Genomic DNA, 11,700 nt, shown 5'->3' with positions numbered 1-11,700 from the left:
CTCGGTGGACGAGCCCATGGCGAACTCGTCGAGGTTCGTCTTGCCGAGCAGCACCATCCGCTGGTCGCGCAGCAGCTCCCAGGCGGTTGCGTCGTACGGAGGGCGGTAGGACTCCAGGATCTTGGAGGCGGCGGACGTCCGGATTCCCTTGGTGCACAGGACGTCTTTGACGGCCACGGGAAGTCCGGCCAGGGGTGGCAGCGGCTCTCCGTCCGCCCGCGCCTTGTCCACCCGCCGCGCGTGGCGGACGGCGGCGTCGCCGGTCCGGATCAAAAACGCATGGATGGAGTCCTCGGCCTCCTCGATGCGCGCGATGACCGACCGGGCGATCTCCTCGGCGGAGGCCTCCCGGCGCTCCAGGAGGCCGAGGAGGTCGGTCGCGTCGCGCTGCCACAGCTCCACGTCAGTCCTCTTCCATGATCCGCGGCACCGTAAAGAAGGCACCGTCGCGCTCGGGGGCGTTGTCCAGGATCCGCTCGCTGGGCTCAGGAGCCACCACCACGTCGGGACGCAGGACGTTTCGCATCGGCACCGGGTGCGCCGTCGGAGGCAGGTCCCCCAGGTCCAGGGACTGGATCCTCTGCGCGCGCTCCAGCACCACGCTGAGCTGGTCCCGGAAGGTCTGGACCTCCTCGGGCGTCAGGTCCAGGCGCGACAGGCGCGCGACGTGCTCGACCTCCTCAGGAGTGATGCCCATGGGTCGGGAGTCTATCCGAGCAGGGCCAGAAGACCCTTCTCGTCGAGGGTCTCCACTCCCAGCTCCTCGGCCTTGGCGAGCTTGCTGCCGGGGTTGTCCCCCACGACCAGGTAGTCGGTCTTCTTCGAGACGCTGGTCGTGACCTTGCCGCCGAGGGCCTCGAGGCGGTCCTTGGCCTCCTCCCGGGAAAGGGAGTCGAGAGTGCCGGTGATGACGAACGAGCGGCCGCTGAGCGGCCCCGCTTCGCGCTTGCGCTTCTCCGCCAGCCGGACGCCTGCGCGCCGGAGCTTGTCCACGAACTGCTTTGTCTCCGGACGGTCGAAGAACTCGCGGACGCTGGCAGCGATGACGGGTCCGATGCCCTCAACGGCGGCCATGTCCTCGGCCGGCGCGGCGGCGATCGCGTCGATGGACTCGAAAGCGTCGGCGAGTGCGCGCGAAGCGGTTCCGCCCACGCCGAGGATCCCCATGCCGTACAGCAGGCGGTCGATCGGCCTGTCCCTGGACGACTCGATCGCGCGCGCGAGGTTGTGCACCGACTTGTCCTTGAACAGCGGCAGCGTGGCGATCTGCTCCGCGGACAAAAAGTAGACGTCGGCCGCGTCCGACACCAGACCCCGCTCGAGCAGCGCGTGGATGGTCTTTCCGCCGAGGTGCTCGATGTCCATGGCCCCACGGGAGCCGAAGTGGACGATGCGTCCGAGCACCTGGTGGGGGCAGGACAGGTTCACGCACCGGGAGACGACCTCTCCCTCGCGCCGCACGACCGGTCCCCCGCACGACGGGCACTGCGACGGCATCTGGAACTTGCGCTCGGCCCCCGTCCGCAGGCTCGGGATGGGGGCCACGACCTCGGGGATCACGTCGCCGGCGCGGCGGACGACGACGGTGTCGCCGATCAGGATCCCCTTGCGCTCGATCTCGTCGGGGTTGTGCAGCGTCGCCTGCGACACGGTCACCCCTCCCACCCGGACCGGCTCCAGGACCGCGAAAGGGGTGATGGCCCCGGTGCGCCCGACGCTGGGCATGATGTCGCGCAGCTTCGTCGTCTGCTCCTCCGGGGGGAACTTGTACGCGATGGCCCAGCGGGGCGCCTTGGACGTGGCCCCCAGCTCGGACCGCTCGTCGTGGTCGTCCACCTTCACGACCACGCCGTCGATCTCGTGGTCCATCGAGTGGCGCCGCTCGGACGTCGTGTCGCAGTAGGACTCGACCTCCTCCAGCGTCCGAAGCGAGCGGGCCTCCGGGTGCACCGGCAGCCCGACCGACCGGAAGAACTCCAGCGTCTGCGAGTACGAGCGCAGCGCGACGCCGTCCACACGCACCAGCCCGTGCAGGTACACCGACAGCGGACGCGACGCCGTCACCTTGGCGTCCTTCTGGCGCAGCATGCCCGCCGCCGCGTTGCGCGGGTTTGCGAAAAGGGCCTTGCCCGCCTCCCCCATCTCCGCGTTGACACGCTCGAAGTCGGCCAGGCTCAGGAACACCTCCCCCCGGACCTCGAGCCACGGCGGAGGGTCGTCGGTCGCCAGCCGCTCGGGAAGTTCCCTGATCGTGCGGATGTTGGGAGTGACCTCCTCTCCCACCGACCCATCGCCTCTGGTCGCTCCCCTTACGTAGCGGCCGTTTTCGTAGACCACCGCCACGGACACGCCGTCGATCTTGGGCTCGCAGACGAAGGCCGAGGGTTCGCGGTCAAGTGTCCGGGTCACGCGGGCGTGCCACGCGCGCAGGTCCGTGAAGTCGAATGCGTTGTCCAGGGACAGCAGCCGCTGCGAGTGCTGGACCGGAGCGAACAGGTCCGTCGCGGGAGGGGCACCCACGCGCTGCGTCGGGGAGTCGGGAGTGATGAGCTGCGGCCAGCGCTCCTCGATGTCCTCCAGCTCCGCGACGAGCCGGTCGTATTGAGCGTCGGAGATCTCCGGGGCGTCCAGGACGTGGTACCGGTGCGAGTGGTAGTCGATCTGGGCGCGCAGCTCCTCGGCCTTCGTCCGCTCCTCGGAAAACTGCGCCTCCTCGGCCTTGGCGACCGCTGGGGCCTTCGTCCTGGGCATGCGTTGAGACTAACGACCAGGCCGGACCGATTTGTGGCGTTGAGACTTCGCTCGCACCGGACGCCGCTTGAGTCGTATCTCCCTTCACGGTCAGAGCAGCAGGGCCCTCGGGGTTGCTGGCCAGGGCCTCGAAGCCGGAGGACAATGAGCCGCGCGGTTGAAGCACAAGAGGGAGGAATTCGTGAAGCGGGTCAAGACACTTGTTCCATTGGGCGCCGTTGTTGCCGCTGTGCTGACGGCGATAGGTCAGTTCAAGAGCGACGAGGGACTGTTCACTCGAATTGAAGGAGAGCTCGGGGGTTGGGCCATAGTTCTGGTCGCGATCCTCATCGCGGCGGTTGTCGTCTGGCTCGTTTCCTCCCGTGCGACGCAAGAAGGGGGCAAACCAGCTACTCCGGCCGTCGTCTTCGCCGTGTTGAGCGTGCTCAGCATTGCCGTCTTCTGGACCGGTCTCCCCTCGGTGTTTGCCAGCGGCGCGATCGCCCTTGGTCTAGAGGCAAACGAGCGAGGTTCGAAGCCTGCCGGCTCGATCGCCACGGCTATCGGCGTTCTCGCAGTCATCGCGGCAACCGGCCTGGCTTTCACAGGATGATGTCGCGTGGGGTAGTTGACCCACGGTCGCAGGGATCTGGCGTCTTCGTTCGGACGTCCGGCTCGTTGCAGGCTCTTGGCTAGGCCGACGACCAGATCAAGCCGCCGCCCAGGACCTCGTCGCCGTCGTACAGCACCGCCGACTGCCCCGGGGCGACCGCACGCGCCGGCTTGTCGAAGTCCAGCCTGAAAGCGGCATCGTCGGCGAAGCACGTCGCCGGGTACCGCTCGCCCCGATAGCGCAGGACCGCGGACACCCGTGAGCCGGCGTCCGGCACGCCGGACACCCACCGCGCGCGAGTGGCCGTGAGAGACGAGCGCACGAGGCGCTCGGCAGCCGTGACGACGACCGCGTTTCGGTCCCGGTCGAGGTGGGAGACGTAGACGGGGCGGGTCGCACCCTTGCGGGCACCGGACACGTTGCCGAGCCCCCTGCGCTGGCCAACCGTGTAGTTCGCCAGCCCCCGGTGGGTGCCCACGGTCCCCCCGTTTTCATCCAGTACCGGGCCCGGTCGGACCGCCTCCGGGTGCCGCTGCGCGACGACATCGGCGGGCCCGGCCCCCTCGGGAACGAAGCACACCTCCACGGAGTCCTCGCGGGAGGCATTGGGCAGGCCGAGTTTCGTGGCCAACTCTCGCACCCGGTCCTTTGACTCCATCTCGCCCAGCGGAAAGCGTGCCCGCTCCAGCGCCCGCTGCCCCAGCGCGTACAGCACGTAGCTCTGGTCCTTGTCCGCGGCCCTGGCGCGCAGCAGACGCAAGCCGTGCGGACCACCGGCGATCCTCGCGTAGTGGCCGGTGACCAGGGCATCGAAACCCAGGGCCTGCGCGCGGTCCACCAGGGCACCGAAGCGCACGATCTCGTTGCACCGCACGCAGGGATTTGGTGTTCGTCCGGCGGCGTACTCGGCCGCGAACGGCGCGACGACCTCGCGCTCGAAGATCTCCCGGAAGTCCAGGGTGTAGTGGGGAATGCCGATGACATCGGCCGCGCGCCTTGCGTCGGCGACGGCGTCCAGGGTGCAGCAGCCCTTGGACAGCCGCGACTCCTCGTGGTCGTGCTCCCACTGCTTGAGCGTCACGCCGGTGACGTCGTGGCCTTCCCGGACGGCCAGCGCCGCGGCTACGGCGGAGTCGACCCCACCCGACATGGCGGCGAGCAGTCTGGCCATGTCAGCGGCTGCGGGCGAACGACCGGAGCCGCCCGACCACGTCCGGCAGGGTCTGAAGGACCGCGTCCACATCGGCGTCGGTCGTGTTGCGGCCCACGGTGAACCTCAGCGCGCCCTCGGCCCACTCCCGCCGCACGCCGCACGCCGCCAGCACGTAGGACGGCTCCATGGAGCCGGACTGGCAGGCCGACCCGGTGGAGGCGCAGATGCCGGCTGCGTCTAGCATCAAAAGGATGTCCTCGCCGACGACCCCCCGCACCGACACATGCAGGTTGTGCGGCAGGCGGCGCTCCGGGTGCCCGTTGAGGCGCAGGTCGGGAATCCTCTCCAGCAGCCCGTGATGGAGCCGGTCGCGCAGGTCCGTCCAGCGCGGCGCCATGTCCGGAAGCTCCCGGACCACCACCTCGGCCGCGGCGGCGAACCCGGCCACGCCGGCGACGTTCTCGGTGCCCGACCGCCGCTTGCGCTCCTGGCCCCCTCCATGCAGGACCGCCTCCAGACGCAAGCCTCTGCGGACGTACAGCGCCCCGGTCCCCTTGGGGCCTCCTAACTTGTGCGCAGCGAACGCGGCCATGTCCACGCCGAGGTCGCGGACGTCCAGCGGGATCCGGCCCAGTGCCTGCACTGCGTCGGTGAAAATCGGGACCCCGCGCTCCCTGCAGATCGCCGCCACCTCGGCAACGGGCTCAACCGTCCCGATCTCGTTGTTGGCAAGCATCAGGCACACCAGCGCGGTGTCGCGCCGCAGACGCGTGCCCACATCGTCCGGGCCCACCATGCCGGTGGGATCCACGGGCAGGAACTCGATCTCAAAGCCCTTCGTGCCGAGCCACTCGGCGGAGTCGAGGACCGCGTGGTGCTCGAGACGGGGAAGAAGGATGTGGCGCCTCGGCGGATCGCCCGAGGCCGCGGACCATGCGGTCCCCTTCACCGCGAGGTTGCCCGCTTCGGTCCCGCCTCCGGTGAACACGATCTCCTCTGGGGAGCAGCCGATCGACTTGGCGAGCGACTCGCGGGACTCGTCCACGCCGCGCCTGGCATGGCGTCCCGGCTGGTGCACGCTGGACGGGTTGCCCCACCCGTCCGTCAGGAACGGGAGCATCGCCTCCCGTGCCTCCGGGAGCATCGGAGCGGTGGCTGCGTAGTCCAGGTAGTGCACCGTTAGATGATATGGCCGTTACCGGCGCCGCCCCGCCCGCACAGCAGCCGCAGCGTCCTGGCGAGCGTAGGCTGGGCTGTCATGGAGACCCAGGAGCTTTCGGGCTGCAGCTTCTGCAGCAAGAACCAGAGCCAGGTCGTCAAGATCATCGCGGGCCCCGGCGTGTTCATCTGCGACGAGTGCATCGACCTGTGCAACGAGATCATCGTCGAGGAAAGCCGCCCAGCGCGGTGCTCGATGTGCAAGCACACACTGCAGGGCGCCTGGGCCTTCTGTCCCGGCTGCGGAGTGCCCTCGGCCGCCGCACTGGATGAGGAGGCCGACGCGGGGGCCGAGCGCGGCGGGACGCGCATTCTCACCGCGCTGATCCGAGGGACCGGCGCGTCCAAGCTTTCGGAGATCGCAACCGCCCATCCGGAGGTCGAAGGAGCCGCGCGGCGGCTGCAGGCTCACCTAAACGAGCTGTTCGAGCAGGTCGCGGACCTCGGTGAGCGAATAGGCGTCATCTACTACCTGTTCGGAGCTTGCGGGCGGTCCATGTCCTCGGAGGAGGTCTCGCGCCTGCTCGGCCTGGCCCCCGAGCGCGTCGAGGAGTTGGAGGCCCAGGTAGGCTCGGTCCTGCGAAAGATGAAGCAGGACGAAGAAGGCGTCCGGGCTTAGCCCGTCCCCGTCACTCGTCTTCGACCGGACATCGGGGTGGTCGAGGAGTATGGATACGCTGGCATGGTGAGCGGCACCCGCCTCCACCCGCCGACCCGGCTCCTGGGCCGTTCGCGGGAGCTCGAGCTGATCACCGGCCAACTCGACGCCACGCTTCAAGGGCTCGCAGGGTTCGTGGTTCTCGAGGGAGAGGCCGGCGTCGGAAAGAGCCGCCTCCTGAGCGAGGCGTCGCTGCGGGCCCGGGAGATGAACTTCTGCGTAGTCGAGACGAGGGCGTACGAGCTCGAGCACGCGCGGCCGTTCGGCCCCCTCGTCAGCGTGATCCCAGGCGCTGGGGGCATGGGCGGCTTCCAGCTCCAGGAGCACGTCGTCGCGCATCTCGAGGAGAGCGCGCTCGCCCGGCCCGTGCTCCTGACGCTCGACGACGCACACTGGTCCGACGTGTCCACACTGGGCGCTCTTGCGGCCTGCGTCAGACGTCTGTCCCATCTCCCGTTCCTCGCCTTGGTGGCGGCACGGCCGCTGCCCCGACCCCCCGAGCTCGACCGGCTGACGTCTCAGGCGGACCTCGTCGCCGTTCAACCCCTCGACGAGGAGGCGGTGGCGCAGATGGTCTGGAACCTCCTCGGTGCGGCACCGGGGCCGACGCTGCGCAAAGCGGTCGAGGGCGCGGCCGGCAATCCCTTCCTCATAGGCGAGCTCGTCGAGGGGTTGCGTGCCGACGGCGCCCTCGACGTCCGCGCTGGTGTGGCCGACACGCCGGGACCAGCCGTCCCGTCGCTCCGCATGTCCGTCCTGCGCCGGATGAGCATGATGAGGCCGGCCACGCTGGACACGATGCGCCTCGCCTCGGTCCTCGGATCGACCTTCACCGTCTCGGACCTGTCCGCGGTCTCCCGGAAGCCCGTGACGGACCTCCTGCCATGCATCGCTGAAGCCGTGAGGGCCGGCGTGCTCGAGGAGCGGGACGAGGAGCTGCGGTTCCGCCACGACCTGCTGCGCGAGGCGCTGTACGAGGACATGCCGCTGTCGTCTCGCATCGCCCTGCATCTGGACTGCGCACGCACGCTCGCGTCGACCGGCGCTACCGCCGAGCGGGTGGCCCCGCACTTCTCGCTGGGCGCCACCGTCGGCGACACCGAAGCCGTGGAGTGGCTTATCCGTGCGGGTGATGAGGCCTCCCCGCGCGACCCTTCGGCCGCACTCCAGCTGTACGAGCGGGCCCGTGATCTCTTGCGTCACGACGACCCGTCCCGGGTCGGGTTGAGCGTGAAATGGTCCACGCCCTGCACTGGCTCGGGCGCGCCGACGAGGTCGTGTCGCTGGCTGCCCAGACGCTCGAGGCAGCGGGCCCGGACGAAGAACGCCTCCTGGTTGCCCCCCTCGTTGCTGCACTGCTAGCCCGCGGGGAGGTCGAAGAAGCTCTGGGGCGTGCCGACTCGTACGTGTCGCGCGCGGACGTCCCGGACGACCATCGGTTTCCCGTCCTCAACTGGGAGGCAGTCGGGCGGGCCTCCCTCGGGAGGCCGGGAGCCCGCGAGCTCGCCGAGCGGTGTATGGATATCGCCGGGCGATCTCAGGTCCCGGGCTACGACGTCGGTGCCTTGATGGTGCTGAGCACGGTTCTGCGATACGAGGGGCATACGGCTCAGGCCGTCGAGCGGGCCGAGGAGGCGGTGCGTCGCACAGGCGAGGCGATGTTCCCCCCGCCCGGCCCGTGGGCGGTTCTGGTGGTCGCCTACATGGAGGCGGACCGGCTGCGCGACGCCGAGAGGATCCTGCGCGAAGATCTGCGCCGCGCGGAAGAGGTCGGCATGGCGAGCCTCCTGGTATCGCACCACCGGGGTTTGGGGGACATGAAGTTCGCAGCGGGCGAATGGGACGAGGCGGTCGCCGCTTTCGAGACCGCCGACGTCCTTGCGCAGGAGATCGGCCAAGGGCGACGTTCGCGCCCGGGGCTTGCACTGGTCGCTGTGCATCGACACCGCCTCGACGAGGCGGCGGACCATCTGGATGTCGCAGCCGGTGCGGTCGGATCGCTGGACCGTTCCTGGGTGCGATCGTTGTGGCACGAGGCCGGTGGCGATCCCCGGGCCGCTTATGGGGTCTTGCGGGATGCGGTCGAGGATCCCGCTGTTGCTCCGCCGATGCTGATGCCGACACTGGCCTTGGTCGACCTCGTCCGGCTGGCGATACGTACGGGCGACCGGCCCGCCGCTGAGCGTGTCACGCGAAGGGTCGCGGAAGACGCCGAGCGACGCGACACGCCGACGGCGCGCGGCAACGCTCTTCGCTGCAAGGGCCTCCTCGAGGATGATGCGGCCACCCTGCTCGCGGCGGTCGCCGAGTACCGCTCGGGGCCCCGCCCGTTGGAACTCGCCCTGGGATGTGAGGATGCGGCGGCCGCGCTCGCCCGCAGCGGCCGGACGAACGAGGCCCGGGTCGCCTTCCGGGAAGCGCTGGAGACATTCGAGCGGCTCGGCGCCGCCTGGGACGTGTCCCGGTGCCAGGCGGTCGCCCGCGAGTGCGGGATCAAGCTGCGCGTCCGGCGGCCTAGGGCGACGGCCCGCACGGGCTGGGATTCACTAAGCCCGACGGAGCGGACCGTCGCCGGGCTGGCGGCGAGTGGGCTGTCCAATCCGGAGATAGGCCGGCGCCTGTTCATCTCCCGCCGGACGGTCGAGACCCACCTCTCACACGTCTTCCAGAAGCTCGGTCTCGCCTCCCGGATCGAGCTGGCCGGGGTCGTCGCCCGCCTGGGACACGAATCCCTCCAGGGCGGCCAGCAGCCCTAGCCAGCCGACGAACTCGACCGGACGACCGGACGACCGCGCTCGCCCGGACGGCGGGTCACCCGGCTCGATCGTGATCTCGATCCTCATGGGTGGATCGTCGCATGCCCCCACGTCCCCGAACATCCGTGAGCTCACGGATGTTGCGCCCTGGGATCGCCCCCAGGATGGCGGAAACGATCTGGCGTGGACGCTAGAGGGCAGGGAGGAGACACATGAGCAAAGGCGACCCCCGGGGTGACGAGGGATTCGACAGCCCCAATGAGTTCGACCAGGGTGCCGGCGTTCGCGGATGGAGGATCATGACGATGAAACCGTCACTCGGTTCCCGCCCTGCTCTCAGGGCGTTTGCTCTCAGCCTTTGCCTCACGGCCGGCTTGCTCCTCCCCATACCTAGCGCGACGGCTACGGAAGAGCTGGTCAAGCTGACCGCTTCGGACGGAGCCGTCCTGGGCCACTTCGGAAACCATGTAGACGTGTCCGGGGACACCGCTGTGGTCGGGGCGCCCGGCATGCACGGCAACCCGCGAGTCGGCGCGGCCTACGTGTTCACGCGAGCGGGTGACAAGTGGGTCGAGCAGGCCAAGCTCACACCCTCGGACGGGGGGCCCGGAGACAGGTTCGGCTGGTCGGTCGCGATCTCCGGCGACACCATCGTGGTGGGCGCCTGCTGGGACGACGTCGGCATCAACGTCGATCAGGGTTCCGCGTACGTTTTCACTCGAACGGGCGGAACCTGGACCGAGCAGGCCAAGTTGACCTCCTCGAACGGGTTTTCCCTGGACTGGTTCGGGATCTCGGTCGAGGTGTCGGGTGACGTTGTCGTCGTGGGCACCTGGTTCCATGGAGAGGAGTTCGGTGTCCCCCCCGAGGGCTCCGCCTACGTGTTCGCCCGGAGCGGCGGAACCTGGACCCAGCAGGCGGAACTGATCCCTTCGGACGGCTACGTCGGCAACGGATTCGGCTTCAAGGTCGGGGTCGACGGCGACACCGCCGTCGTCGGGGCCTATGGGGACAGCGGCGCCGGCTCGGCCTACGTGTTCACCCGGACCGGGGGGACCTGGACCCAGCAGGAGAAGCTCACGGCATCGGACCGAGCCGCCGGAGACCGGTTCGGCTTCTGGGTGGGGATTTCGGGCCAGACAGTGGTCGTGGGGGCCCTATTCGCCGACGTCACCTACGCCGACCAGGGCGCTGCCTACGTGTTCACCCGGACCGGCGGCGACTGGGCGGAGCAGAAAAAGCTCACAGCTTCGGACGGACGAGCAAGGGACGCCTTCGGGCGATCTGTGGCCGTGTCGGGCGACACCGTCGTGGTGGGAGCGCAATTTCACGACAAATCGCCCGACAGACCTGACGACAACGACGGAGCTGCCTATGTGTTCAACCGGACCGGAGAAACTTGGACCGAGCAAACAAAGCTGACCGCAGCAGACGGGGACAAGGGCGACCTCTTTGGAGTCAGCGTAGCGGTGGATCGCGGCACCGCTGTGGTGGGCGCATCATTCAAAGACGTGGGTGAGGGTCCCATCTACGCTCAGGGCGCGGCATACGCATGGAAGGACGATGCCGCCGGCGGGTACGCACCCGGCGGCGGTTCTGCCTCGCCGGGCCGATCGAAGGAGCAGCAGGCCAGATCCGGAGCGGGCCTGAAGGCCCGCCCGGCTTCTGTGTCCGCTAGCCCTTCGTCGGCGTCAACCGTTGCCGGTACCCGATCGGGCGCGGGCGATCCGGGTGATCCGAGCCAAGCGGAACCACCTTTCGTGGACCAGGTACTGCCCGCTAGTGCAAGCCCAGTAAAAGACAAGGACCTCCTTCCGACAAGCGCCGTGATAGCCCTGCTGCTCGCGACGATGACGTCGGGAGGCTTCGGGCTGAAGAAGAGGCTCCGACGCACGACGCCATGAACCCGCCCGCCCGGGACGACCGAGCCTTCAAGGGATCAGATCCGATCGAACCATCCGGAAAGCAACCCTAGGCAGCCTCGATGTCCCGCTGAATCTGTTCGCGCAACGCGTCCACATCTACCAACGTAGCTCCTGCCCTGGGCACCCATGAGCGTGCGCAGTTCCTATGGGCGCAACCGACCCGCCGCTACACTCCCGGACATGACCACCACCGGCCCCCACCTGCGCGTGCTGACCGCGGAGGCGTGGAGTCCGGTGGAACCCTACCGGCAGCGCCGCACCGAGGCCTTCTACCGGTGGGCCGGGCTGGAATGCGTGCGGCAGGGGCGGCACCGCGTGCTGGATCTCGGCTGTGGTGACGGCCTGGGATCGGCCGTCCTGACCGCGGCCGGGTGCCGGGTGGTGGGCGTGGACCAGGACAACTCGGCCCTGGAACTCGCACGGCGCACGTTCCGGTCCGACCGGCTCGTCTTCCGTGCGGCCCGGCCCCCGCAATGCGACGAGCCCCAGCACTCATTCGACGCGGTCGTCTGCGCGGGACTGGTGGAGCGTCTGGCCGATCCGCGCCCGCTCATGGACGAGGCGCTGCGCGTGCTGCGGCCGAGCGGCCTTCTGATCGCGCGCACGCCCAACCGCCTCACGGCCTCCCCCGGACGAACCCGGCCGCT

10 protein-coding genes and 1 pseudogene are annotated in these 11,700 nt (G+C 69.3%); 6 read left to right on the top strand and 5 right to left on the bottom strand.

Going from position 1 to position 11,700, the window contains the following annotated elements; translation table 11 throughout:
• From VNE62_02110 to ligA, 3 genes are all read right to left on the bottom strand, one after another.
• The coding region (locus VNE62_02110; GenBank protein HVE91082.1) for an amidase at positions 1-402 on the bottom strand (402 nt) is incomplete at its 3' end.
• 1 nt (position 403) lies between these two features.
• The gene (gatC, locus tag VNE62_02105; protein ID HVE91081.1) at positions 404-697 is read right to left on the bottom strand and encodes an Asp-tRNA(Asn)/Glu-tRNA(Gln) amidotransferase subunit GatC; all 294 of its coding nucleotides are present in this window, start codon (positions 695-697) and stop codon (positions 404-406) included.
• A gap of 11 nt (positions 698-708) precedes the next feature.
• The gene (gene ligA, locus VNE62_02100) at positions 709-2,751 is read right to left on the bottom strand and encodes an NAD-dependent DNA ligase LigA (GenBank protein ID HVE91080.1); all 2,043 of its coding nucleotides are present in this window, start codon (positions 2,749-2,751) and stop codon (positions 709-711) included.
• A gap of 157 nt (positions 2,752-2,908) precedes the next feature.
• Here ligA and VNE62_02095 point away from each other — a divergent pair, with 157 nt between their 5' ends.
• Positions 2,909-3,343 carry a hypothetical protein gene (locus tag VNE62_02095; GenBank protein ID HVE91079.1) on the top strand — a complete coding sequence of 145 codons (435 nt, stop codon included), beginning with the start codon at positions 2,909-2,911 and terminating at the stop codon, positions 3,341-3,343.
• Between the two features lie 79 nt (positions 3,344-3,422).
• Here VNE62_02095 and mnmA read toward each other — a convergent pair whose 3' ends face one another.
• Both mnmA and VNE62_02085 read right to left on the bottom strand, forming a co-directional pair.
• Positions 3,423-4,514, bottom strand: a complete 1,092-nt coding sequence (mnmA, locus tag VNE62_02090) for a tRNA 2-thiouridine(34) synthase MnmA (protein ID HVE91078.1) — start codon at positions 4,512-4,514, stop codon at positions 3,423-3,425.
• A 1-nt stretch (position 4,515) separates the two neighbouring features.
• Positions 4,516-5,673, bottom strand: coding sequence for a cysteine desulfurase family protein (locus tag VNE62_02085; GenBank protein ID HVE91077.1), 1,158 nt, complete (start codon positions 5,671-5,673; stop codon positions 4,516-4,518).
• An 81-nt stretch (positions 5,674-5,754) separates the two neighbouring features.
• Here VNE62_02085 and VNE62_02080 point away from each other — a divergent pair.
• The 5 genes and pseudogenes from VNE62_02080 to VNE62_02060 all read left to right on the top strand — a co-directional run.
• Positions 5,755-5,889, top strand: a pseudogene (locus VNE62_02080) (ClpX C4-type zinc finger protein).
• A 510-nt stretch (positions 5,890-6,399) separates the two neighbouring features.
• Positions 6,400-7,734: an AAA family ATPase gene (locus VNE62_02075; GenBank protein ID HVE91076.1), complete on the top strand. Its 1,335-nt coding sequence runs from the start codon at positions 6,400-6,402 to the stop codon at positions 7,732-7,734.
• Positions 7,735-7,889: 155 nt separating this feature from the next.
• Positions 7,890-9,128, top strand: coding sequence for a LuxR C-terminal-related transcriptional regulator (locus VNE62_02070; GenBank protein HVE91075.1), 1,239 nt, complete (start codon positions 7,890-7,892; stop codon positions 9,126-9,128).
• A gap of 212 nt (positions 9,129-9,340) precedes the next feature.
• The gene (locus VNE62_02065) at positions 9,341-11,032 is read left to right on the top strand and encodes an FG-GAP repeat protein (protein ID HVE91074.1); all 1,692 of its coding nucleotides are present in this window, start codon (positions 9,341-9,343) and stop codon (positions 11,030-11,032) included.
• A 201-nt stretch (positions 11,033-11,233) separates the two neighbouring features.
• On the top strand, positions 11,234-11,700 hold a 467-nt coding region (locus tag VNE62_02060), incomplete at its 3' end, for a class I SAM-dependent methyltransferase (protein ID HVE91073.1).

Source organism: Actinomycetota bacterium (assembly GCA_035536535.1).
Classification (GTDB): domain Bacteria; phylum Actinomycetota; class JAICYB01; order JAICYB01; family JAICYB01; genus DATLNZ01.
This window is presented reverse-complemented; position numbering and strand designations above follow the sequence as displayed.